A 25591-nucleotide genomic window follows, 5' to 3' on the forward strand; every position below is an offset into this window, starting at 1 on the left:
ACACAAGATTTAATTGGACTATATCTATTTCATACATAAACAAAAGGGACATGTGTTATTCTGTAATACTGGTCCGAAGGACCTCAACTACGAAAGGAATGAAGCGGATGGGTATACGTTTGGATGACATTACATTAAAATTCGGAGATGTTTCCGCAGTCGATCATCTGTCTATTTCCATCGAAACCGGGGAACTGGTCTGTCTACTCGGGCCTAGCGGTTGTGGCAAGACCTCCACTTTTTTCTTACTGGCGGGTTTGTACACCCCCACGAGCGGCAATCTTTATTTTGACGGTAAACGTGTGAACAACGTGGAACCAGAAGAACGGGAAATCGGCATGGTTTTTCAAAATTATGCGCTCTATCCCCACATGACGGTGATGAAGAACATCCTATTTCCATTAAACATGAAAAAGGTCCCCAAGAAAATCGCCGAGGAACAGGCGATGGAGATTGCCAGAGTGGTACAAGTGGAACATCTGCTTGACCGCAAGCCGGATCAGCTCTCCGGCGGACAGCAACAGCGGGTGGCCATTGCACGGGCGCTGGTCAAAAAACCGCGTCTGCTGCTGTTGGATGAACCTCTTTCCAATCTGGACGCCAGACTGCGTCTGGAAATGCGAGAGGAGATTCGGCGGCTGCATGATGAAACCGGTGTGACAACCCTGTTTATTACGCACGATCAAGAGGAAGCAATGAGTATTTCCGACCGCATCCTCGTGATGAATGAGGGAAAGCTCCAGCAGGCGGGTCTGCCCAATGCGATCTATCAGGACCCGGCGAATCGGTTTGTTGCTTCTTTTTTAGGAAATCCGCCGATTAACTTTTTGCCTTGTATCTACACCGAAGAGAACGGTCTGACCCTGCTGGATACAGCAGAGAGATTGGACTGCGGTGATGAATTGCCCGAGGGTCTTGCGGAGGGAGAAGCCGTTACAGTCGGCATCCGACCGGAAAATTTTGTGCCGGGCGTGGAAACAGGATTGGATCTGGTTTGCACCATGCTCACGCAGTCTGGGCGGGATAACCTGCTTTACGCGAAAGCGGGAAAGACACCGGTGCGTGTGCTGATGTCTCCAGACTGGAAAGCCAAATCGGGCGATCATATACGGTTTGCCTTTAAAAAAGGAATGTGCCTGTTTTTTAATGCGAAAGGCGAGCGCATTGTCTCCCGTAAAAAAGGGGTGGGCGCGGATGTATAAGAGCAGGGTACGCACAACGGCAAAGGCGGCATTGTATCTTCTGCCTGCCATGGTGATCCTGATCGTTTTCAAAATCTATCCAATTATTCGATCGTTTTTGATGAGCTTTTATACGAAATACAATTATTTCACCGATGTGGTTTCCCGTTATGGATTAGACAATTACACCTATATTTTCCGTGATCCGGAGTTTTGGCGTTCCATGGGCAACACGCTCCTGTTTGTGGTCGGCGTAGTGCCGGTTTCCATCGTGCTTTCTCTGTTGATTGCCTGCCTGCTCAACCAGAAAATACGCTTTCGCGCCTTGTTTCGTACAATCTTTTTTTGCCGTTTGTCACCTCAGTGGTGGCAATCTCCATCGTCTGGCGCTGGATCTTTCACTCGCAGTATGGCCTAATCAATTATTTTCTGGGGTTGATCGGTATCCCGGCTGTCAAATGGTTGATTGATCCCAATTTTGCCATGCCGGCGCTGGTCATTCTGGCAGTTTGGAAGGGGCTTGGATATAACATCGTGATTTTTCTGGCAGGTTTGCAGAATATCGATGAGCGTTACTATTTGGCAGCGCGGATTGACGGCGCATCCGGCTGGCAGCGCTTCAAACGCCTGACCGTTCCGCTTTTATCCCCCACCACGCTGTTCGTTTCCATTATCGCCATCATCAGTTCCTTTAAAGTATTCGACGAGGTTTACGCACTGTTCGGCGGCCAGATGGGGCCGTCCGGCAGCGCGGAAACGATGGTTTATTATATTTACTCCAAGTTTTATGGAAGTTGGAATTTTGGCGTGGCATCGGCCGCGGCTTATGTGCTGTTTCTGGTTATTTTCGTGTTTACGTTGATCCAGCTGAAACTTGGGGGCGGCGGCTTTCTTGGAAAAAGGAAAACGCACACGGTGATGAAGGAGGAAAACAGCCATGGTTAAGCAGGTGTTGTCAAAACTGTGCATCTATCTATTGCTTAGTCTGGGTGCGGTGCTGATGCTGGTGCCTTTTGTGTGGATGCTGGTTACCTCGTTTAAATCGCCGGGTGACGTGATGATAATGCCGCCGCAATGGATTCCGAATCCGTTTCAATGGTGGAACTATGTAACGGCATGGCAATCCGCTCCATTTCCACGCTATTTGCTCAACAGCGTGATTGTCACCGGGTTGGGTACAATTGGTGAGTTGGTCACCACGATTCTCGCGGCATATGCCTTTTCTAATTTGAAATTTTTCGGCAGGGACATCCTGTTCGCCTTGCTGTTGGGTACGATGATGGTGCCGGGAGAGGTGCTAATGATTCCCAACTTCGTCACCATTGCCAATCTGGGCTGGGTGGATACCTATCCGGGGCTGATTGTGCCATGGTGCGCCAGTATCTTCTCCATATTTTTGCTGCGCCAGTTTTTTCTGTCGATTCCCAAAGAATTGGAATACGCCGCACGAGTGGATGGCTGCAGAGATTTCCGTTATCTGACGGCCATCATGCTGCCAATGGTGAAGCCTGCGCTGGTTACCATTATTATTCTCAAGGTAATCGGGAGCTGGAATGATTTTCTTTGGCCGCTCATCGCCACCAATTCCGATAAGATGCGTACACTTCCGGTCGGCCTCACGGCATTTAGTACCGAAACCGGCATCCATTATGAGTTACTTATGGCTGCGTCTACCATGATTATTCTACCGATGGTGGTGCTGTTTCTGATTTTACAGAAATACGTCATCAACGGGGTGGCGCGCGTGGGTATAAAGGGGTAGAACTATTCGTCGTTCGAGTCACTGCGAAAACAGGAGGTAACAATGAAAAAGGTTATGCAGTTCCTGAGAAGTAAAAGGGCCAAAGGCATTGTGGCCGCTGCGCTGGCTGCTACGTTGGCGCTGAGTGCCACTGCGTGCAAAACGCAGACGGCAGACAAAGCCAACACAGTCTCGGTGGACACCAAGATCACCGGTCCGGTCACTATCGACTTCTGGCATGCCATGACGGGTGCACAGGCCGCCGAACTCAAACAGCTCGCCAGCGATTTTATGGCGCAGAACAAGAACATCACCGTCAATCTGGTGGCACAGGGCGGCTACACCGATCTCCAGCAAAAGCTGATGGCCGCGGCCAAGGCGCACAACTCTCCGGCCATGGCGCAGGCGTATGAGGGCTGGGAGACCGGTTACATCCAGAACAACCTCATTACCGACCTTACCCCGTATAGGGATAACAAGACAGTCGGCCTTTCCAGTGCAAGCTATAATGATTTTGTCAAGGTCTTCCGCGACTCCAACACATGGAACGGCAAGTTGTACTCCCTGCCATTCAACAAGAGCACCGAGATTTTATTTTACAATACCGATTACTTCAATCAGTTCGGCCTTTCCGCTCCCAAAACGTGGGACGACCTTGCAAGCGACGCCAAGAAGCTGACGACCACCATCAATGGTCGGAAAGTCGTCGGCGTGGGATTTGAAAACTCCTTGGGTATGGTTGATTTCCCGTCTTTTCTCCAACAGGCCGGCGGCACTTTTGTGGACGACAGCACCGGAAAAGTCAAATTCAACTCTGCTGAGGGCAAAACCGCGATGAACTACCTCAATACTCTGTTTCAGAACGGCGAGGCACGTATGGCCAATGAGGATCAGTACATTTCTAATGTCTTCACGCGCGGAGACGTGGCCATGTCATTTGGTTCATGTGCGGGCATGAGCTTCATTTCCAGCGGAGCAAAAGGTAAGTTTAACTGGGCCACCGCACCGCTACCCAAAGGCAAAAAAGCAGCGGTGCCGTTTATGGGTACCAATCTGGTTGTTTTCTCGTCTGTTTCCGCGCAGCAGAAGCTGGCAGCATGGGAGTTTATCAAGTATCTGACCGACAAAAACCAGACCATCCAATGGGCGGAAAAGACCGGGTATGTTCCGGTGCGTACCTCCGCTTTGAACGACAGTACATGGAAAGACTTTGTGCAGCAGAACCCGACTTACAGCGCTGCCGTAGATCAGTTTGGCGCAGGTTATTTCCTCCCGCGTCTGAATGGCACCGACAATGCGAACAATAAGCTCACCACCGATATACAGACGATTATGCTTGGCAAAGCCTCGGTGGACGACGGTCTCAAAACCGCCGCAGATAATTATCAAAAAGCCCTGGACGACGCCAAAAGCTAAAAAGACCTCGCACAGATCAATTATGAGTTGACAGGTACAGAGGCAGGGCTATAAGCCATGCCTCTGTGTTTTATAGGAGGAACAATATGCAGGAAAAAACGAGAATCCGGTTTTGGGGCGGTCTGAATACAATTGGAGGTACCATTGTTTCTCTTGAGCACGGCGGTTTCCGCATTGTGTTCGACTTTGGCATCATTGAAAACCAAACAAGTGGCATCTTGCGTTACGGCATCCATACCAAACCGGATCAAAGCGTCCGCGATTTTCTAAAACTCAAGCGCCTCAAGCCGATTGACGGTCTGTATCGGGCGGAAGACATTGCGGAGCTGCCGCTGTGCCCTGCCGAGTCAAATGGCAAAACCGCGGTATGTATCACACATCTGCATATCGACCATATGGGGGCTCTGGGCCTGTTGAGCCCGCTTGTTCCGGTTTTCCTCTCCAAACCGTCTCGGGTCTTATACGAAGCGCTGCATTTCGTGGAGGATGGGGCAGACTGGAATCCACAGATACAGGCGGTGGATGCGATGCAGTCGATTGTATGGGGCCCATTCATCGTGACGTTTCTGGAAGTTGATCACGACGTGCCGGGCGCATGCGCGCTGCATATCGCCGCGCCGGATGTCCGCCTGCTGTATACGGGAGATGTGCGCCTGCATGGAAGGCATCCTGAGAAAACGCTGCGTATGGCCGAAACCGCCCGGACCTTGGGGGTCGATGTGGCGCTGGTGGAAGGCACTTCCCTGCGTGGCAGGGAGGAAGATCCGCTGGAGATCAAGGCAGACAGCGGACTACTGTCGGATACTGTCACAGAAGACGATGTCCGGGAACGAATGGCGGCGCTCATCGCCAAGACAAACGGGCTTGTCGTTCTGAACCTTTATCCGCGCAATATTGAGCGCATAGACGCGGCAATGGACGCAGCGATGCGGAACGGGCGTACGCTGGTGTTGGACCCCAAGACGGCGTTTGTTGCGAAACAAATGGGCTGTATGCAGCATTTTCGGGTACTGGCAGGAGGACATCAGGACGTGCCGGAAGGTTTTTCTCAAGATGCGTGGCATTGGATCAACACGGATGAGATCAATCACGCCCCGCATCTGTTCGTGCTGCAAAACACCTACCAGAACAGTCTGGATCTGCTCCATCTGGACTTGCAGGATGGACTTTACATTCACACGGGTGGCACGCCGCTCGGCATTTACGATCCCAGATACCCTTCTTTTCGGGATTTTGTACATTTTCTTGGGATTGATATTGTTTCCATTTATTGTGGTGGACACGCATTTCCGGGCAACCTCAAATATCTGGCTGAGCGTTTGAGTGCGACGGTGACCGTGCCGCTGCACAGCCTGCATCCGGAACGCCTGGCAATTGAGCTGAACGGCAGCTTCTTGCCCCGATACGGTATCCGGTATCTTTTTGAAAATGGCCGGTTGCTCGCCGAGTAAATGGATGGGCAAAAGTAACCGGAGTTTTCTGTATGGTCTGGTCTGTTTTCTGTAAGAACTTGTATTCAACCTGCAATGAGGATAAAATAGGATGATGGAAAAGATAGAATTTGAACCGACAAGCTACCCGAGCGACCTGACAGATACACAATGGGGGGCAAATAGCGGAATATTTTCCGCAAGGGCCAAACAGCACGCATCACAAACGACCGCTGTTGAACGCTGTGCTATACTTGGTGAATAACGGCTGCAAATGGCGAGCTTTACCTCACGATTTTCCGCCGTACTCCACCGTGCATAGCTTTTACCGACGCGCAAGATTAAGTAGACTTTGGGAGAAGGTTCTTGAAGCAGTCGTGCAAAAGACACGTTTGACAGCAGGACGAAAAGCCACGCCCAGTTATGGCATTATTGATTTGCAAAGTGTAAAAACAATATATGCCAGTGAAAAACGCGGTATTGACGGTGGAAAAAACGAAAGGCCGAAAACGTCACATAGTCGTTGACACAATGGACAATTTGCTTGCAGTTGTGGTTCACGCCGCCAATATTCGCGATATGAAATCAGGAATATACCCCGCGAGAAAAGCCTTTGAGAAGTACCCGTCAATCAAGAGATTTTGTGCCGATGCGGGGTATCGTAAATCCTTTGAGGGAGATGTGCTGAAAGCACTCGGGCTAGGTGTGGATATCTCTGAGAAGATCAAGCCCCATGGATGGGAAAAGTTACCCTGGCGATGGATTGTGGAACGTAGTCTTGCCTGGCTTGGACATTCCCGCCGCCTTTCAAAGGATTATGAGCTGTGCGTCGCTTCCGCGGAAACCATGGTAGTCGCTGGCTGAATACAGGTTCTTAGTACAAACGCAATGATATCTATCGCAGATTCTGTATGGCAGATATCCGAATTGCCTTTTAGCCGTGGGCCTGTTCTACGAGCACGGCCAAAAGTATCAATGATTTTGCCGGACGGAATAACTACGTCGCCAGGAGCGGAGAAGTGTTCGCCGCCGATGTCGGGCGGCTCATGTGGTTCTTTGCCCTCATGGACCAACGCAGCTTTTTCCTCTGCATACGCAAAAGCGCCGTCCATAGTCTTATTTGGACGGCGCTTTGCTGCTAATATATATAATGCTTATTGTAATATTCGTTTGGTCGATGCCAAAAAACCTTTATTTTATGCGGATTCCCGAGTTTGTCGTTATGAGCACTCGTGCCAAAATCGTTTCTACAGGAATTGAACAATCATCCTGTAGAAACGACTTTTATTTTGTGCTATAATTTTACAGAGAGTGTGCCGACAGGAAATTGGTGGTGGCAAAGAAATGAGCAGAGATATCTTATTTAGGGAAGAAGATTTTGTGTTTTCGTATCGTGTAGGTGGAATACTGAGATTTAATAACAAAATCTTATTACAAAGACCCCAAAATGACGATTATTCAATTATAGGTGGACATGTTTCACGTATGGAAACGACGATGGAGGCTCTGAAAAGAGAGTTTGAAGAAGAACTGCATGTGAAAATAGGAGTAGATAAGCTAGTTGCAGTGGGTGAGGTGTTTTTCTATTGGGGCAACAAGCCGTGCCACCAAATATGTCTTTATTACAATATACATTTGCTTGAAAATAATGTAGTGCCTATGGATGGGGTGTTTCGAGGATATGATGAATTAGATAATGAACGCATTGATTTGGACTTTTGCTGGGTTTCTTTGAAAAAACTACAAAACGGTCTAAAAGTATATCCATTAGAATTAATTCCACATATCATAAATGATAGTGGTGGAACGATTCACTTTATTTCAAAACAAGTGTAATTTTCCGGGTTGTTTTGGAAATGTAGTGGTGTAATATTCGTTTGCTCGATGCAAAAAAGCCTTTATTGCATGCAGGTTCTCGAATTTGTAGTTATGAACACTCATACCAAGTTAAAAGCCACATTTGTTGTGTTTTTGCACAATAATGTGGCTTTTTTATGCGCAAAAACGGACTGTTGTAGATACCTCTGGTTACCTTATATAATAGAAAGGATGTTCACAATGGGATATGAAGTATTTGGAATTCCGGCTAAAGCAAAGACTCCCTTGAGGGTGGCCACTTATCGCTGTGTTGGTACACCATCTGAAGAACAGCAGGTACATTTAAATTTCCTGTATCGACCAGCTTGCTCACCCTCGAAAATCCCATTATATATAAAATATTATTGTTTTTTCATATATAATGATAATTTTGTTGACATTCTCGGAAAAATATCCTATAATCATGTTTGAAATCTCCACTATAAAAGCGCTGTATACAGCCTTACAGGAGGCTCTGTTATGAAAGATGAAGCCGTAACCACAGAAAGTCTAAATAATTTGGAAGATATGCGAAGCAAAAAGATCATTTTTGTTTGCAACTGTCTGTTGAATTCCAACAACAAGGTGATGGAGCGGGCGCGATATCCGGGCATTTTCTCAGATGTGGTCAAAATCATCGACAGTTTCGGCATCGGTATCATGCAGCTTCCATGTCCGGAAATGCTGTATTCCGGCTGCCAGCGTTACTGGGGCGGGAAAAACGTGTTTGAAAGTGCTGGATATCGCAAATTTTGCCGCACCCTCGCAGCGCAGGTTGCGGACTACATGGAAAATTATCACATGGCTGGCTATCAGGTCGTTTGCGTGCTCGGGTGCGACGGCTCTCCCACATGCGGAGTTCATTTTACCAACCACTACGAAAACGGCGGCGGCCGGCCGAAAGCCATCCAGCGCTCTCTTTTGGAAGAACCCGGCATCTTCATTGAGGAACTCAAGCGGGAACTGGAAGCCAGAAATCTTCCCGTTCCGAAAATGGACGGGCTGGGCATGGACATTATGGCAAAAAGCACAGATGAAATCCTTGCGGATTTCAAAGCCTATATCGCGCAAGTTGTCTGACGGCGGCAAAGGCTGCCCAGGCATGTACCGACACGTGCCCGCACGCATGGGAGGGAGGGTTCTATGGCACAGCTGCAGACGCTTTCCAAAGCTCTGGATATTCTGAATACCCTCGGCAAATCGGACTTTCTTTCCATAGAAGAGATTGCGACCCTTCTCTGCTTGCCGGAGAGCACTGTATACCGCCTGATGAACACGCTGGAAGCAAAGGGGTTCGTGGAACGATATTCCCATAAACAATACGGCCTTGGTTCCAATTTGATTAATCTGACTCGCACATTGTATGACAAATGGGATCGGGAGCTCACCACCATTTCGCTCCCCTACATGCAGGAAGTCTGCGGGGCAACAAAAGAGACCACGCTGCTTTCCATACGCGCTGGGCTCCACAGCAAATGCATTAAGAGCGTATCTTCCAGTTATATCATTCGCTTTGTGGCGGAAGACAACCGGCTGCTGAAACTGCATATCGGCGCCTCCAGCAGAGCGATTCTCGCTTATGAGGACCCAAAGATTATTAATATGGTGAAAGACACATTGGAAAGCCCGGCGGAACAGGAAGCATTGGAAAACTATCTGCAGCAGACTCGTCAGAACGGGTATTCCATTACCAGTAACCAGTTCGACGTCGGTGCAGTGGGTATCGCAGTGCCGATTTTCAACATGTTCGGCAAAATTTATGCCAGCCTTGCAATTGTGGGCCCGGAATCCAGAGTGCGGCCAGACTGTTATGAAACCTACATTTCCATCATGAAGCGCTGCGGGACTCGGATCACCGAGGCGCTACGAGAAACATAACCCGGGTGCGGATCGGCCGTACCTCAAGACTTCCCGGGCAAAGACGCCTGCAGGAATAACCTGCGGGCGTCTTTTTTATTTTTCAAGACAGACCAACAAAGGGTGGGTGCCATGGCTCGTATCAACGCATGTTTTTTGGGTGATATCCGTATCGCTTGTAACGGGAGAGCGCTATGCTTTCCGTTTGCAAAAGCGGAAGCACTGCTGATCTATTTGATTGTCAACCGGCAGGCAACTCGGAGCAGCATTGCCGCTCTGCTGTGGGGCAACAAGCCCGAGGAATCCGCCATGCGGAATCTACGCAATACGCTGTATGCGATCAAAAAGACGGCATCCGCCGATTTGTTTTGCAAAAGCAGCAACAAACAGCTGCTGATTCTGGATCCCGGCATCGACGTCGTTTCAGATGTGGATATCTTTCTAAATCAGACGGACGCACCTTACACAGGCCCATTTCTGAAGGGACTGTGTGTCAAGGATGCCGACGAATTTGAAAACTGGGTGATGCGCACCCGCGAAAAGCTGGAAAATCTCTGTACAGAAAGAACCTACGAAGCTATTGATACTGAAAATGGGAACCAAAACCATACCAAAGTTCAAAAATTTGCGCGGGATCTTATTCAGATCGACGAATATGACGAAGAGGCTTACCGTATTCTCATGAAGAGTCTCAGCGATCAGGGCCGATATGCTGCATCGCTGGAAGTATATAATCGACTTTCCGCAAAATTATATATGGAGCTGTCTGTCACACCGGATGAAGCGACGCGGTCTTTGTATGCGGCCATCCAAAAAGATGCAAGCAGGCGATCGGTTTCAGACGCTTCCGGTACCTTCTTTTATGGCCGCCGAAAAGAAATGGATTTACTTCATTCGCATTATCTGGCACTTTCAAACGGAGACTGCCTGAAATCCTGTGTTGTGATCCAAGGGGAAATGGGCATTGGGAAAACTTTTTTAAAAAACCGATTCAAGCAGACCATTGACCGCTATGAAGCACAGGTAGTGGAAAGCAGCTGCTACGAAATCGAGAAGGAAAATGCGGAACTGTGGCGCAATCTGATTGGAACCATCTGGACGGATGTGATGCAAAACCCGGACCTGATGCAGCGCTTTCACCACGCGAGGCTTGACGCGGATCTACATACTTTAAGGAATGTGTCTGCGAAATGGGACGGTCGTCTTACCTGCGAGTGGATTCGATCGTTTTTGAACACATATGCTTCCTATAAAAATGTAATCCTCATTGTGGAAGACATACAATGGATGGATGATCAGAGTATGAACCTCTTAAAGGGCCTGTTGCTGGGACTTTCCGAAAGCCATATACTGTTTGTTTTGACATATAGAAACCATTCTAACGAAAACGCAGACCGTTTTATTTCCGCAATGCACCGGTATCACAAAATTACGGATATTCACCTGAATTGTTTTTCCTATGAAGAAGTACGGGGCTTTCTAAAAAAAGGACTTCCGCAGCGTCCTCTCAGCAAAAAAACGGTGGATAAAATCTATTGTGAAACAGAGGGGAACGCGTTTTTTCTCGGTGAATATCTGAACCTCGCACAGGCCGGCCAAAATCTCAATTCAAGCGCCATGACTTATAAAATGAAAGATGTTTTAAAACAGTGCTTTGACGAGCTTTCTCCGTCTGCCGTCAAAATTGCGCAGATTGTATCCGTGTTTGACGATTTTGCGCCTATGTATTTGCTGGAGCAGCTTTCTAAGATGGACGAACTAAGTCTCTTGGACGTAATAGACGAGCTACGAAAAAAGCATGTTCTTCTGGAAGTGAACGACGAATCTATCTCGTTCAAATTCAACCACCGCAAATTGCGGGAATATGTGTACGGTGAGCTCCCTGGTTCCAGGAAAAAGGCCCTGCACAATCTGATCGGCAGAACAATCGAAAACCACACTCTTTCCGATGCCGCCAACATCGGCACCTGCTATAAACTGATCTATCACTACGGAAAAGCCGGCAATCATCTGGATGTGTTACGCATCAAAATCAAGCTTCTGAATATTTCTTTTGATTATTTTCACGAACTTTTTCCTGTGCTTTATTACGACCGAGATTTTTATAAAAACCTTTCTGTCAACGACGGAAAAACAGCGGAAAATTTGAAAGAAGTAGAGTCTCTGCTCCAAAAAGTTACAAATGAAATGAATGATCGGGATAAATTCCAGATGGTCTATATTGAATATCTTCGTATGAAAGGGCGTTATCTCATTAAAAAAGGGGAATATAACGCCGGATTGTCCTACATCAATGAAATGCTGGCAAAATCCCAAAAAGCGAAACTGCAAGCCTATTACCTAGAGGGAATCAAGCAAAAAATTTATTACTGTATTCAGACCCATAATGTCGTTTGCATTCAGAGACTGGTTGACGAAGCCCTGGCCATTCTCCCCAAAACGGAGGATAAAAGTACACTGGCTGTTTTTCTTCGGTTCAAAGCACTTAGCTGCAAAATGAACGGAGAATACAATCGGGCCGAGAACATTTATAACCGGTCGATTCAGATTCTGAGCCGCAATTCAAAGGACGCATATAAGTACGCGCTTTCCATTGCGGCTGCCTATGGTTACATCGGCAACATTCGACGGCACCTCAACGGATACGCGGATGCCCTTCCGTTTTACAAAAAAGCGATTCGAATCTGTGAGGAAAACAAGGTGTATTCCAGTTTGGCCTATTTTGAAGTGGAAGCCGGCGAATGCGCGTATCACATTCAAAATATCCGTCTGGCCAAGCAGTACTTTTTGTCGGCTCTCACGATTTACCGGCATCATCCTTACGTTTGGGGAAGACCGATTGCCGGGTGTTTCCTCTGCCTTGTCTGCCTGCAAGAAAACCGTCCCGGCGAGGGACTGCAATATTATATTCAAGCACGGCAGGATTCCAAATATCTGAAAAATCCAAAAGAACAGGAAGTTTTAAAGCAAACCGAAGCGGAACTGCGCGCACAGATGCTACAAAATCACACCATTCAAAGACTCTTCTCGCCCCTTTTGGAACCGGATGCTTCCCTTGGACCGGACAGCCCCCGCAGACATGTTCGCCCACTTGACACCCCGCAAAAATCCATGCAGAGCGCTGAGTGGACGCCGCTCCCTTTTCGGCCGGAAATTCAACAGTGTATGTAAGATGCGCAGGCCACTCGTCAGTGCGGGGTTGCAACAGCCTCGTGCTGTTTTTTTGACAGTTTAACCCCCGGATCGTCCGAAAAAAAGAAAAGACGCGCTGCTTTTTGACGTTTTTTAGACGGCACCTTTTTATAATAAGAAGCATCAATCAAAAGGTTAAGGTGTTTTGCAATGGATAAAATCAAAGCGATGCGCGGAAGCACACTTAGATGCAAGGGCTGGCGACAGGAAGGTCTCCTGCGGATGCTGGAAAACGTCATGGACAACGCGGAAGACCAGAGCAAACTGGTTGTTTATGCGTCGCTTGCACGTTCCGCACGCAACTGGAATGCGTATCATGCAATCGTAAAAAGCCTGAAAACGCTGGAAGAGGACGAAACGCTTGTCATCCAGTCCGGCAAACCGATTGGCGTGTTGAAAACGCATACCAAAGCCCCCCTCGTTATCATGGCCAACTGCAATACGGTTGGAAAATGGGCAAACAGCGAAAAATTCTATGAGCTAATGGACAAGGGCCTGATTATCTGGGGCGGTTTGACGGCGGCAGACTGGCAGTATATCGGCTCTCAGGGCGTGCTGCAAGGCACTTATGAGATCTTTGCCACCATTGCCCGCCGGTATTTCGGCGGCAACATGGCCGGGCGCTTCATCCTCACCGCCGGCTGCGGCGGCATGGGCGGTTCCCAGCCGCTCGCGGGTGTAATGACCGGCGCCGCGATTTTGGTGGTGGACGTGAATGAGCAGCATATCGACAAACGCATCCACACCGGATACCTGCAAAAAAAGACCGCCAGCCTGGATGAGGCGCTTTCCTGGATACGGGAAGCACGTGAAAAAAAGCAGGCATTGTCGGTCGGCCTGATTGGCAACGCCGCCGAGGTGTATCCCGAGGTGCTGCGTCGGGGCATCATACCTGACGTGGTTTCCGACCAGACGGCTGCGCACGACCTGCTGTACGGATACATTCCATCCGGATATACCCTTGCGGAAGTGAAACGCGCACGTAAAGAGGCGCCGCAGATGCTGATCGACGCGGCGGGCAATTCCATTGCGCAGGAAGTGCGCATCATGCTCCTGTTTAAAGAAAAAGGATCCATTGTTTTTGACAACGGCAACAATATCCGCACACAGGCCAAGCAATACGGTGTGGAGAATGCGTTCGATATCGATATCTTTTCCGAAGCGTTTCTGCGCCCGCTTTTCTGCCGGGCAATCGGCCCGTTCCGCTGGGTAACGCTGAGCGGAGAAGTGAAAGATCTGCTTAAAATCGACGAATATGCATTGGAAGTGTTTGCCGATCGCGACATCGTTACCAACTGGATCCGGCTTGCGGGAAAATATGTTCCGGTGGAAGGTCTGCCGGCCCGTATCGCCTGGCTGGGCTGCGGAGAGCGTACCAAACTGGCACTAGCCGTAAACGACATGGTGGCAAAGGGCGTGCTTAAAGGACCGGTCGCCTTTACCCGTGACCACCTCGACGCGGGTGCAATGACGCATCCGAACATCATGACTGAAAAGATGAAGGACGGAAGCGATGGCATTTCCGATTGGCCGCTGTTGGACGCCATGCTTAACTGCAGTTCTATGGCCGATCTGGTCGCCGTACACTCCGGAGGAGGCGGCTACTCGGGCTATATGACCAGCTGCGGCGTGACGATCATTGCGGACGGCACACCGGAAGCCGCAGAGCGCCTGCGGCATACGCTGGACAACGACACCTCGCTAGGCGTGCTGCGCTATGCCGACGCGGGATATGAAGAAGCGCTGGACGAAGTGGAAAACAAGCACATCCGCAGGATCGAATGTTGAGAGCCTTTCGGTGCCTGTGCGGTTGAGGAGTGAATGATGGATATTCTGACAGACGCGCTCAACTATCTTATGCAAAACAAAAGCGATTTTTTACAGGCGCTTGCGGTCCATTTGCAGCTCAGCCTGTTCAGCCTGCTCATCGGCATCCTGCTGTGTGTTCCGCTCGGGATTCTCTGTGCGAAAAAGGCCAGGCTTTCCACCAGTATCATGGGTGCCGTCAACTCGTTCCGGGTCATTCCCAGCCTGGCAATCCTGGTTATAATGATGCCGCTGCTCGGCAACGGTTTTCTTCCAGCCCTTGTAGCACTGACGATTCTATCCTGCCCGCCGATCGTAATCAACACGTTTCTCGGCATTTCCAATGTCAGCGCATCCGTCAAGGAGTCGGCGACCGGCATGGGCATGAGCGACAGGCAGAGGCTGTTTCGCGTGGAAATTCCGCTGGCGCTTCCGCTCATCATTTCCGGCATCCGCACGGCGGCTGTTGAAGTGATCTCCAGTGCCACCCTTGCTGCCTTCATCGGAGGCGGCGGGCTGGGCACGTTCATTGTAAACGGACTGGGTATGTACGACTTTTCCATTGTGATGGTCGGTGCCGTTCCGGTCGCCCTGTTGGCAATCTTTTCTGAAATTACGCTTGCTCTGGTCGAGAGGTACTTGACCAAATTCAATAGAGTCAAATAAAAACAGGAGATGGTTCAAATGAAAAAAGTTCGTAAAATCGCAACAATCCTTCTCGCTGCTACCCTCGCCGCTACCGCAATGACTGCCTGTTCCCAGTCATCCACATCCTCCAGCTCTGGCTCCAAGTCCAGCTCGGTAAAATCCACCGTGGTGGTGGGCTCCAAAAACTTTACGGAAAGCCTCATCCTCGGTGAAATGTACGCAGATGCCCTGCAAAATGCCGGCTACACCGTGCAACGCAAGCTTAACCTCGGCGGTACACTGGTGGCCCACGAAGCCTTGAAAAGCGGTCAGATTGACATGTATCCGGAATACACCGGCACCGGTCTGCTGGATGTTTTGAAGGCACCACAGATGAACGACGCCAAAAAAGTGTACGATTATGTCAAGGAAAACTACCAGAAGGAATGGAATCTGACATGGCTCAATTCCACGCAGGCCAACGATTCCCAGGGCCTGGTGGTAACCAAGGAAATTTCCAAGAAATATAACATCCACACCATTTCCGATCTTGCCAAGGCCGCCCCGAACATTCGCTTCGCCAGCGTGCCGGAATTCAATGACCGCGCCGACGGCCTGAAGGGCCTGAAGGCAACATATGGCGGCTTCGATTTTAAGAGCAGCCAGTTGTTCGATTACGGCATCAAATACAACGTGCTGCTGCAAGGCAAGGCCGACGCTACCGTTTCCTTTACCACCGACGGGCAGCTGACCGATTCACGCCTAGTGCTGCTTAAAGACGACAAAAACTTTTGGCCGCCTTATTATGTCTGTCCCGTCATTCGGAGCAGTCTGGTGAGCAAAGATCCCCAGATTGCCACCGTGCTCAACCAAGTTTCCGCTAAGCTGAACAGCAGCACCATGCAAAAGCTGAATGCGGAAGTCGATATCCAGAAAAAGAAATATCAGACCGTTGCGAAAGATTTTCTGAAGGCCCAGGGTCTGATAAAATAAGCCGCTTCGATGAAAACCAACTGTTAAAACCATTTCAGTAATCGACTACATTCATCATGCACAAGATTCCCTCGGGGGGATTTTGTGCATGACGGATGTTATATGGGAAAGGGGGCCGGATTTTATGCCTGACGAATACGCTATCGTCCTGGAAGACATCAGCAAGACATTTAGAAACGCCTCCAGGCCGTCCGTTTATCCGACGGACCTGAAAATCAAAAAAGGTGAGTTTGTAACCATCCTCGGCGCATCCGGTTGCGGCAAAACGACACTTCTCAAAATGATCAACCGGCTTTATGAGCCTTCGGGCGGGCGCCTGCTCGTCAATGGGGAGGACGTAACCAAAATATCTGCCACGCTTCTGCGCCGGAAGATCGGATATGTGATTCAACAGACCGGCCTTTTTCAGCATATGACGATCGAGCAGAATGTCGCGACAGTCCCCAAAATTCTGGGTTGGGATAAGCAGCGGATCAATAAGCGGATTGACAATTTGCTCAATCTGGTGGGGCTTAAACCGCAAGAATTCCGCAAACGCTATCCGCGGCAGCTCTCCGGCGGGCAGCAACAGCGCGTGGGGCTTGCGCGCGCCATGGCAGCCGACCCCTCCATCATGCTGATGGACGAGCCATTTGGCGCCATCGACGCCATCACCCGCAGCAATTTGCAGGACGAAATGATCAAGATCCAGAAAAAACTAGGCAAAACCATTCTGTTTGTCACGCATGATATCAGCGAGGCCCTGAAACTGGGAGATCGGGTCATTATTATGAACGAGGGGCGAATTCAACAGTATGACGAACCGTTGACCATCCTGCGTAGTCCCGCGAATGCGTTTGTCCGCAGCTTGATGAATTCGGACGATATTCTCCAGCGCCTGACATTCATCACGGCGGGAGAGGTTATGGAACCGGCCAGTTCCGAAACCGGCGACGGACCGGCAGTTTCGCCAACTGACGACTTGCGCACGGCCCTAACGGCACTGCTCCGCTCGCCAGACGGGTTGGTGTCTGTGAAAGATGAAAACGGGCAGGCTGTGGGGCGGCTTTCGCTGGCCCTGCTTAACCGCTTCTGCCTGGAAGCCACGAAATAAGGTGCGATTATGATTGAGTACATCCGTGAAAATTACGGGGAGATTCTGGTACTGTTCGCCCAGCATATCGGGCTGACAGTGCTTACCATTGCCATTGCGTTCGGAATCGCATTGCCGCTCGGCGTCATCCTTTCCAAGCATGACCGGATTTCTTCCGTTGTCCTCGCGGGGCTGAGCATCGTTTACACCATTCCCAGTCTGGCGCTGTTTGCCATGCTGCTGCCGTTGGTGGGATTGGGCGTAAAACCCGCCGTGATTGCATTGGTCTGCTACTCGCAGCTCATTCTGGTACGCAATGTGGTGGCCGGATTCAAAGGCATCGACCCCGCTGCCATCGAGGCCGGTAAAGGGCTGGGCTACAATGCGTTCCAGCTGTTTTTCCGGGTCGAGCTGGTAATTGCCATGCCAGTCATCCTTGGGGGGCTGCGCATTGCCACCACATCGGTGATCGCCATTGCCACCATCGCTTCCTGGATTAACGCGGGCGGACTGGGCGTCATGCTCTTCGAGGGCCTGAGCCAGAGCAACACGCCGGAGATTATCTGCGGCACGGTGCTGGTTTCGGCGTTGGCGTTGGTGGTGAACAAGGTGCTGGTAACATTGGAAAAACGAGCGCAGCTGCGGATGCGCGGAGAATTGCAGGCAGCAAAATGAGTACAAACACATTGGTGATCGACGGTTACTCCCTCACGGCGGAAACCGTGAGGTCTTTTCTGGAAACAAACCCGCGGGTGGTGCTTGCGCCGGACGCCGAAGAGCGGGTCGAAAATGCCCACCGCCAAGTGGAAAAATGGCTGCGGGAAGGTGAAAGACCGGTCTACGGCATTACGACCGGCCTTGGCAAACTGAAAGATTTCCGTGTGGGACCGGATGCACAGGAGCTTTTTCAAAAAAAGATACTGCTTTCCCACGCGGCGGGCATCGGTGAGCCCTTTGACGACGCCACGGTGCGGCTGTCCATGCTGCTGCGCCTGAATGTGCTTTGCCGGGGAAACTCCGGCGTGAGGGTAGATCTGCTGCGGCGACTGCTCGCCTTTCTGAACGCGGGGATTTCTCCGGTGATGCCTTGTCGGGGCTCTCTGGGTGTCGGCGACCTGCAGCCGATGGCGCATCTTGGCCTCGCGTTGGCCGGCGAGCCGCAGGGCAGAGCGCGTTTGCACGGTGAAGAAGGCACGGCGGCAGATTTGGCACAAAAGGCGGGGCTTTGCCCGACATTTGCGTTTTCCACCCGAGAGGTGCTTGCGATGATGAGCGGCAGCACGGTGCTGCTGGCGCATTTGACTGTTCAGTATTTCCGTGGCCGGGCGGCTGTGGATCTGGCGGATGCGGCGCTGGCCTTTTCTCTGGAGGCAGTACGCGGTGAACGGAACGCATTCGATGCACGTATGCATCGGGCGCGCAATTCTGAAGAGCAGATGCGATCGGCGGAAAACGTGCGCCGCCTGTTGACTGGAAGCAAGTGGACGACGGGTGAAGGGCGCGCACGCCTGGGCGAGACCCGCGACCGGGTGCAGGACGCGGTCAGCATTCGTTCCTCACCGCAAATACACGGCGCCGTCCGAGACGTGCTATGCTATGTCCGCACGGTGCTGGAGCGGGAGTTTAACGCTTCCACGGATAATCCCTTGCTTTTCCCGGACGGGTGCGGCGCTTATGAAACGCTGAGCGGGGGCAACTACCATGGGGCCATCCTCGCCTACTGCGCCGATTTTCTGGGCATTGTGCTCACCGATCTGGCTGCCGTTTCGGAGCGGCGCTCAGGCCGGCTGTTGGACCCCACCATGAGCTACGGACTGCCCGCCAATCTGGCGGGGGACGAGGTGGGGCTGAACACCGGTCTGGTGCTCGTTCAGGCGGACGCGATCGCCCTGCTGGGCGAAATGCGCGTGCTGGCCACGCCGGCAAGCATTGGCACCATTCCGGCCAAAGGAAATCAGGAAGATCACAACAGCATGGGCATGGGCGGTGTGCTAAAGCTGCGCGGCCTGCTCGACCGGCTGGAGTGGGTGCTCGGTATCGAGTTGACCTGCGCGGCACAGGCGCACGACTTGTTGGCGGAAAAAATGGACGGGCTTCCCATGGGCGAAGGTACGCGGACCATACAGCACAAAATCCGGGAAACCGTGCCGTTTATGTCGGAGGATCGATATACGCACGAACTGATCTGCAATACGAAAAAACTGGTAGAAAACGGCTCCCTTTTAGAAAGTGTGAAGCCGTATCTCTCAAAATAAATAAGGCTGATGAATACATGAATAAAAAAGCAACGATTTATGACCTGGTTATACGCGGAAATTTGGTTTTGCCGGACACCGTGGCATACGGAGCCCAGCTTGCGGTGAAGGACGGCGTGATCGACGGTGTTTTTGACGGGGCGGAAGAGCTTGCCGCCGGCAAAACGGTAGACGCGTCCGGTTGCTTCGTGCTGCCGGGTGCGATTGATGCGCACGTTCACTGTTTTAGTTCTCTGGCGGAAGGGTTCACCAACGCGACCAATGCCGCGGCCTGCGGCGGCGTAACCACAGTGATTGAAATGCCCTATGACGCGGACGGCATGATCTGCACCGAGCAGTTGTTCACAAACAAGAAAAAACGGATGGAAGGCCGTATTGTGACCGACATGGCCTTGCTTGCTACCATTAAAAATGCGGCGGACGGCCTTTCCGAAATCGACGGCATTGTGCGTGAAGGGGCCTGCGGCTTCAAAATGTCCATGTTCAACACAAATGCCGTGCGTTTTCCTAAGATAGAAGACAGCCTGATGTTTGAGGCGTTCTGCAAAATCTCCGAAAAAAAGCTGCCTGTCGGGTTGCATGCGGAGAATGACGGGATGGTTCGCCATTTTATCGAACTCCAGCGGCCCCGGGGCACCGAAGACCCCAAATCGCATTGCCTCAGCCGCCCGAAAGTCACCGAATGCACCGCCGTAGCGCTGGCGATGGAGCTGGGGCTCTATTCGGGCGTCAAGCTACATATCTATCACGGAAGTTTTCCCCATATCTTTGAGATCGTCAACAGCTACAAGGCGCAGGGCGCGCATGTCACGGCGGAAACCTGTCCGCATTATCTCTGCTTTCACAGCGGGGATATGGACCGACTGGGCGCAAGGATTAAGATCAACCCGCCGGTGCGCGAAGAGAGCGACTGCAACGGTCTGTGGAACATGCTCGCGCGGGACGCGATCGACATCGTGACCTCTGACCACGCCCCATGGACACCAGACAAAAAATCTAAACCGGATATTTTTGAGAACGCTTCCGGTGCACCGGGCGTGGAAACGCTGCTCCCGGTGCTCTACAGCGAGGGCGTGGCAAAGGGCCGCCTGACCGTCACGCAGCTTGCCAGGCACCTTTCCGCCCGCCCTGCCGAGATTTTCGGCCTGGATTACTGCAAGGGTAGCCTGGAAAAAGGAAAAGATGCCGACCTGGCGATTCTGGACCCCTCCCAAAGCCACGTTCTGGATGAAACCAAGCTGCATTCAAGCGCGATGTGGAGCCCCTATAACGGCTTTCAACTGCAGGGCGCCGTCACACAGACCTATGTGCGCGGCAACTGTGTGTACTATGATGGAACCTTGTCCAATAAAAAAACCGGCCGCTTTGTGCCTGCAAAGCACCGCTAATTTCCGCGGGCGCTTCTTTCGGCGATTTGTCTGATTTTTTGATTTTGGAGGAAAACATGCTGCAAAAACTGAGCACAGATACCGTCCGCTCGGATATTGAAACGCTGGCCGGTTTTCATAACCCGAACAAACCCGGTTTTACACGCCGAGCCTTTACCGAAGAAGACCAAGAAGCCCGCCGATGGCTATGCAGCCAGATGGAAGGCGCGGGGCTGAACGTGCGTACCGATGCGATGGCCAATCTGATCGGCCTGCTGCCGGGCGTCCGGCCGGAACTTCCTGTCATTATGATTGGCTCTCATGCGGACACGGTGAACAGTGGCGGCCGGTTCGACGGCATGGTCGGCGTGCTGGCCGGCATCGAGATTGCACGGCTGCTCAAGCAGGCCGGCACCAGGCTGCATCATTCGCTGGAAATCGTTGATTTCACATCGGAAGAGCCCAGCGATTTTGGTCTTTCCACCATTGGCAGCCGCGGCATGGCCGGCGAACTGCACGACAACGATATGCTGCGCACCGACCAGAGCGGCCGGACACTGTCGGACGCCGTCTGTGCTCTGGGCGGGAAGCGTGATTTCCATTTGGCCCGTCGGAAACGGGGCGAGATCGCGCTGTATCTGGAACTTCACATCGAACAGGGGCCGGTGCTGGAGCAAAAAGGGTGCAAACTGGGCGTCGTCACAGGCATTGTTGGCATCCACCGCTATCGCGTCACCGTGAACGGGCGGCAAAATCACGCCGGAACAACCCCTATGGGCCTGCGGCAAGACGCGCTCACAGGCGCCGGCGAACTGATTCTTCTGCTGGAAAAACTGTGCCGTGAAAAAGAAGACTGCATGGTGGGCACTGTCGGCAAACTTTCTGTCGAGCCGAACGCCGCCAACGTCATCCCCGGCCACTGCATGTTTGAATTTGAGATCCGTTCTCTGCACACCGACATTATGGAAAAGCTGTCGACAGAGTTCATCCTGCAATCCGAGCGCATCGCACAGGAACGTGGGCTGGAAATCACGTTTGACCCGCTTTCAAAATCGGTTCCCCTGCAGGTTCGGAACGATCTTCAGACCGTTATGTGGGAAAGTTGCGAAAAGGTCGCATCCACAATGTGCCTGCACAGCGGTGCCGGCCATGACGCAAATCACATCGGCCGTATCGCACCGATGGCAATGCTTTTTGTCCCCAGCAAAGACGGGGAAAGCCATTGCCCTGAAGAATATACTGCTTATGAAGATATTACGGCAGGCGTGCAGGCCCTTTTAAACGCTTTGCTGACATTCGATGAAATGGTGGAGTTGAAGCATGCAGAAAAAGCAGAATTGTGAACAGGAAAACAAATCGATAAACACTGCCGAACTGATGGTAAAATGCCTGGAAAACGAAGGCGTTGAGTATATTTTCGGCATCCCCGGGGAAGAAAATCTGGCTGTGATCGATGCGTTGAACCGTTCCAGCATCCGGTTCATCATCACCCGGCACGAGCAGGGCGCGGCCTTTATGGCGGATGTCTATGGCCGGCTGACCGGCCATGCAGGGGTGTGCCTGGCAACCTTGGGGCCGGGCGCCACCAATCTGGTAACCGGCGTGGCGGATGCTAACGGCGACGGCGCGCCGCTGGTGGCTATCACGGGACAGGTAGGCACGGAGCGGATGCACATCACCTCCCACCAATATCTGGATCTTACTAAAATGTACGAGCCTGTTAGCAAGCGCACCAAGCTGGTGGTGCGACCGGATACGATCAACGAGATCGTCCGTCTGGCCTTCAAGTACGCTGAAAGCGAACGGCCCGGCGCCGCCCATATCGATCTGCCTGTCAACATCTCAAAAATGACTATTTCTTCTGGCGGAAAACCACTCAAACGGGTATCGCCGCATAAAGAGTTCGCCGACATTTCCAACATCGAAAGCGCGGCCGCAGAAATTTTCAAGGCAAAAAAACCTGTTATTCTTGCCGGAAGCAGCGCCGTGCGCAACCACGCATTTACCGCCATCACCCGTTTTGCGGAAACACTGAAGATCCCGGTGGTCAACACTATGATGGCCAAGGGAATCATTCCCTGCACCAGCAAATATGCCATGATGACAATCGGCATTCCGCAAAAGGATTACGCAAACCAGATTGTGGCAGCCTCCGACCTGATCATTGCCATCGGATACGACATTGTAGAATATTCCCCCTCCAAATGGAACCCGGATGGCAGTATTCCCATCATTCATGTTGGCACGCGGCCCGCTCATATTAACAAATGCTACCAGTGCCGTGTGGAGGTGGTCGGGGACATTTCCAAATCTCTGGAGCTGATACAGGCCCGCACCGACCGCTATACGGAGCCGGAATTTGCCCTTTCCACCAAAGCCAAATTCAAGGCGGAGCAAAGCACATATGCGGACGACCGGTCATTCCCCGCCAAACCGCAGAAAATCCTGCACGATGTCCGCCAAGTCATGGGAGAAGACGATATTCTTCTGTCGGATGTAGGCGCTCATAAAATGTGGATCGCTCGGCTGTATGAATGCCACCGGCCAAACACCTGCATCATTTCAAATGGGTTTGCCACCATGGGCATCGCCCTGCCGGGAGCCATCGCCGCCAAGCTGGTGTACCCCGACCAAAAAGTGCTGGCGGTCGTGGGCGACGGTGGATTCATGATGAACGTGCAGGAATTGGAAACTGCGGTGCGCCTAAAGCTGAATTTTGTGGTGCTGATTTTCCATGATTGTAGCTACGGGCTGATCAAATGGAAGCAAATGGATCAATACGGAGCCAACTCTTGCGTAGATTTCACCAATCCCGATTTTGTCAGGCTGGCCGAGGCAATGTACTGCAAAGGATACCGCATCGAAAAGGTGGAGGATTTAATTCCCACACTTGAAAACGCATTTGCTCAGAAAGTGCCGGCAATCATCGACTGCATGGTTGATTACAGTGAAAATGTAAAACTCAGCAAACATCTTCAGGCCATATCATCCGAACTTATGGCAGCTTTCTGACACGGCCACCACACAAAAAACCCTAAGCCGTACCTGGTGTGATGGCGACTGCGGAGCAGTGTAAAATACGATAATGCCTGCACGGAATTCTTTCTCAGCGCGATCAAGGATGTAGTATTTTTCTTATACATACAGTTTCAATAACTCCGATGTCCCAAGTGAAAGTAGCATAGTATACTGAAAAAGATTGTTATGCAAAGAATGCCATATTTTATGCAGATTGATGTATGTCCGTTTGCCTAGTGATTTAAATTCAAATAATATCCGGCTAAATGTTGTTGAAGCAAGTGGTGCACCTTAAAAGGCGCACTGAATTGATCTGACAATCACACTTTTACCACGGGCTGCCCCCTATTCGGGGGCATTTTTTTATGCCTCCTGATTCTTGCTACCCGTAAACGGGTCTGTAAACTCTTTTATACTCAGCTGGTCGTTTGCAATGTCCTCCCGCAACTGGTTCCGTATGTACTCTTTTATTGCAGTTTCGTACTTTTCCGCTGTATCCACATATGAGCGATACATATTAGGCAAACAAACTGTCTTTGATTCTGCGGCGGTCAAATGGCCTCCGCGTGAGTGTTGGCTTCAATATACTCCGTTACCCTGCGGTACTCGTCGGCAAACTTGAAACGGATGCTGATGTCGCCGCCCTCGTATACCTTGATGTAGTCAACCAACTCAATCAGGATTTCTCTTGTCAGCTTGTCGATATTTTCATATTTACGGAATGCTGCCAAAAACGGATTCTCGGTATCAACACCTTTTTCAAGTTCGGACTGCTCCGCTTGCAGATTGCCAAGCACCGTTTGAGCCGCTTCAACTTGCCGCCCGTAGTCCTCGCTCATGTGGCGGTAATCGTTGTGCGTGATTTCGCCGTCTTTCCAATCCTGATAAAGAGCCTGCTTGTATCGCACGATTTTGGCAAGCTCTTTTTCCTTCGCGGCAATCAGGTCGTTCAGACGAACGGACTTGCTTTTTTTGAGCGGGGCTATATTGATACGGGCAATCATATCGGAGTAGGAAACAGCCAAATACGCTTGTTGCTGAATCGCGTACAGAACAGCCGCTTCCAAACGGGTGCTTTTGATGGAGTGCATGGTGCAGGCTTTCTTTGAAAGGCTTTTGTATGTACCGCATTCATTATATTTCTGAAGGGGGTAAAATCGTCGTCGTTTCGGGCGCTATCCACGCCGTCGTTGATGGCAATCAGCCGGACATCCTTTTGCCGCAATATTTCCATGATCTGCCCAACCTTGAGATAATCGCGTCCCAACCGGCTCATATCTTTCACAATAACTGCCTCGACATGTCCCGCTTCGACTTCCTCCATCATGGCCGTAAACCCGGGCCGGTCAAACCAAGTTCCGCTCACGCCGTCATCCGTGAAATGGGTCGGACGGGGAAAGCCGTTCTTGCGGGCGTAGTCCTCCAGCATCTGCTTCTGGTGCGATATGCTGTTGCTCTCGCCTTGCAGCTCGTCGTCGCGGGACAGCCGTTCGTATAACGGGGTGATTTTGCCGGTGCTCATGTTCGCGCCCTCCCTATATATAAAATGCTCTAAGCTGCTTCATCAATCAGGAGAAAATCGTGATTAAGAAGCTGCTTAGAGCATACATCCTCAGCCGCTTGTTTGAATTTCTTATACTGCCGCACAGCGAAATGGTCGGGATTCTGGCTTTCCAAAATATCAAAAACCATGTCCACGGGATTTTTGTAATCCTCATCATCTTCTCTTGCGGACATGGCGTTGATCATATCCACCAGCATGGTCATGTTCTGTTCTTC

General features: G+C 51.1%; 21 protein-coding genes and 3 pseudogenes. 21 read left to right on the forward strand and 3 right to left on the reverse strand.

Annotated features, from left to right (window positions below):
• Nucleotides 1-107 precede the first annotated feature (107 nt).
• The 21 genes from ABF463_RS07170 (at nt 108) to ABF463_RS07270 (ending at nt 23806) form a co-directional block, all read left to right on the forward strand.
• Nucleotides 108-1202 carry an ABC transporter ATP-binding protein gene (locus tag ABF463_RS07170; protein ID WP_415532895.1) on the forward strand — a complete coding sequence of 365 codons (1095 nt, stop codon included), beginning with the start codon at nt 108-110 and terminating at the stop codon, nt 1200-1202.
• Nucleotides 1195-1599: a carbohydrate ABC transporter permease gene (locus ABF463_RS07175; RefSeq protein WP_415532896.1), complete on the forward strand. Its 405-nt coding sequence runs from the start codon at nt 1195-1197 to the stop codon at nt 1597-1599. The genes ABF463_RS07170 and ABF463_RS07175 overlap by 8 nt, the downstream gene beginning before the upstream one ends.
• Complete coding sequence (locus ABF463_RS07180; protein ID WP_415532897.1) at nt 1527-2126, forward strand: carbohydrate ABC transporter permease; 600 nt, start codon at nt 1527-1529, stop codon at nt 2124-2126. The genes ABF463_RS07175 and ABF463_RS07180 overlap by 73 nt, the downstream gene beginning before the upstream one ends.
• Nucleotides 2119-2943, forward strand: coding sequence for a carbohydrate ABC transporter permease (locus tag ABF463_RS07185; protein WP_415532898.1), 825 nt, complete (start codon nt 2119-2121; stop codon nt 2941-2943). The genes ABF463_RS07180 and ABF463_RS07185 overlap by 8 nt, the downstream gene beginning before the upstream one ends.
• A gap of 42 nt (nt 2944-2985) precedes the next feature.
• Nucleotides 2986-4338, forward strand: coding sequence for an ABC transporter substrate-binding protein (locus tag ABF463_RS07190; protein WP_415532899.1), 1353 nt, complete (start codon nt 2986-2988; stop codon nt 4336-4338).
• 86 nt (nt 4339-4424) lie between these two features.
• The gene (locus tag ABF463_RS07195) at nt 4425-5789 is read left to right on the forward strand and encodes an MBL fold metallo-hydrolase (protein WP_415532900.1); all 1365 of its coding nucleotides are present in this window, start codon (nt 4425-4427) and stop codon (nt 5787-5789) included.
• A 161-nt stretch (nt 5790-5950) separates the two neighbouring features.
• The gene (locus ABF463_RS07200; RefSeq protein WP_415532918.1) at nt 5951-6295 is read left to right on the forward strand and encodes a transposase; all 345 of its coding nucleotides are present in this window, start codon (nt 5951-5953) and stop codon (nt 6293-6295) included.
• Nucleotides 6228-6632: a transposase gene (locus ABF463_RS07205; RefSeq protein WP_415532901.1), complete on the forward strand. Its 405-nt coding sequence runs from the start codon at nt 6228-6230 to the stop codon at nt 6630-6632. Before ABF463_RS07200 ends, ABF463_RS07205 begins: the two co-directional genes overlap by 68 nt.
• Nucleotides 6633-7112: 480 nt before the next feature.
• The gene (locus ABF463_RS07210; RefSeq protein WP_415532902.1) at nt 7113-7604 is read left to right on the forward strand and encodes an NUDIX hydrolase; all 492 of its coding nucleotides are present in this window, start codon (nt 7113-7115) and stop codon (nt 7602-7604) included.
• A gap of 501 nt (nt 7605-8105) precedes the next feature.
• The gene (locus tag ABF463_RS07215; RefSeq protein WP_415532904.1) at nt 8106-8705 is read left to right on the forward strand and encodes a CD3072 family TudS-related putative desulfidase; all 600 of its coding nucleotides are present in this window, start codon (nt 8106-8108) and stop codon (nt 8703-8705) included.
• 63 nt (nt 8706-8768) lie between these two features.
• Nucleotides 8769-9503, forward strand: a complete 735-nt coding sequence (locus ABF463_RS07220) for an IclR family transcriptional regulator (protein WP_415532905.1) — start codon at nt 8769-8771, stop codon at nt 9501-9503.
• Between the two features lie 111 nt (nt 9504-9614).
• Nucleotides 9615-12653 carry an AAA family ATPase gene (locus ABF463_RS07225; RefSeq protein ID WP_415532907.1) on the forward strand — a complete coding sequence of 1013 codons (3039 nt, stop codon included), beginning with the start codon at nt 9615-9617 and terminating at the stop codon, nt 12651-12653.
• 171 nt (nt 12654-12824) lie between these two features.
• The gene (locus ABF463_RS07230; RefSeq protein WP_415532908.1) at nt 12825-14462 is read left to right on the forward strand and encodes a urocanate hydratase; all 1638 of its coding nucleotides are present in this window, start codon (nt 12825-12827) and stop codon (nt 14460-14462) included.
• A 33-nt stretch (nt 14463-14495) separates the two neighbouring features.
• Nucleotides 14496-15146: an ABC transporter permease gene (locus tag ABF463_RS07235; protein ID WP_415532909.1), complete on the forward strand. Its 651-nt coding sequence runs from the start codon at nt 14496-14498 to the stop codon at nt 15144-15146.
• A gap of 18 nt (nt 15147-15164) precedes the next feature.
• On the forward strand, nt 15165-16100 hold the full coding sequence (locus ABF463_RS07240; protein WP_415532910.1) for a glycine betaine ABC transporter substrate-binding protein: 936 nt from the start codon (nt 15165-15167) through the stop codon (nt 16098-16100).
• 124 nt (nt 16101-16224) lie between these two features.
• Nucleotides 16225-17193: an ABC transporter ATP-binding protein gene (locus ABF463_RS07245; RefSeq protein ID WP_415532911.1), complete on the forward strand. Its 969-nt coding sequence runs from the start codon at nt 16225-16227 to the stop codon at nt 17191-17193.
• Nucleotides 17194-17202: 9 nt separating this feature from the next.
• Nucleotides 17203-17847 (forward strand): ABC transporter permease, encoded by a 645-nt coding sequence (locus ABF463_RS07250; RefSeq protein ID WP_415532913.1) that lies wholly within the window; start codon nt 17203-17205, stop codon nt 17845-17847.
• Nucleotides 17844-19427, forward strand: coding sequence for an HAL/PAL/TAL family ammonia-lyase (locus ABF463_RS07255; RefSeq protein ID WP_415532914.1), 1584 nt, complete (start codon nt 17844-17846; stop codon nt 19425-19427). The genes ABF463_RS07250 and ABF463_RS07255 overlap by 4 nt, the downstream gene beginning before the upstream one ends.
• A 17-nt stretch (nt 19428-19444) precedes the next feature.
• Complete coding sequence (locus tag ABF463_RS07260; protein WP_415532915.1) at nt 19445-20815, forward strand: dihydroorotase; 1371 nt, start codon at nt 19445-19447, stop codon at nt 20813-20815.
• Nucleotides 20816-20871: 56 nt separating this feature from the next.
• Nucleotides 20872-22137 (forward strand): Zn-dependent hydrolase, encoded by a 1266-nt coding sequence (locus ABF463_RS07265; protein ID WP_415532916.1) that lies wholly within the window; start codon nt 20872-20874, stop codon nt 22135-22137.
• The gene (locus tag ABF463_RS07270; RefSeq protein ID WP_415532917.1) at nt 22115-23806 is read left to right on the forward strand and encodes an acetolactate synthase large subunit; all 1692 of its coding nucleotides are present in this window, start codon (nt 22115-22117) and stop codon (nt 23804-23806) included. Before ABF463_RS07265 ends, ABF463_RS07270 begins: the two co-directional genes overlap by 23 nt.
• Before the next feature lie 557 nt (nt 23807-24363).
• Here ABF463_RS07270 and ABF463_RS07275 read toward each other — a convergent pair.
• From ABF463_RS07275 to ABF463_RS07285, 3 pseudogenes are all read right to left on the reverse strand, one after another.
• Nucleotides 24364-24951 (reverse strand): annotated as a pseudogene (locus tag ABF463_RS07275) (DUF4368 domain-containing protein); the annotation flags it as partial.
• A pseudogene (locus tag ABF463_RS07280) lies at nt 24938-25334 on the reverse strand (recombinase family protein); the annotation flags it as partial. The pseudogenes ABF463_RS07275 and ABF463_RS07280, both read right to left, overlap by 14 nt.
• 29 nt (nt 25335-25363) lie before the next feature.
• Nucleotides 25364-25591, reverse strand: a pseudogene (locus ABF463_RS07285) (hypothetical protein); the annotation flags it as partial.

The organism is Ethanoligenens sp., from assembly GCF_047718355.1.
Lineage (GTDB): Bacteria > Bacillota > Clostridia > Oscillospirales > Ethanoligenentaceae > Ethanoligenens.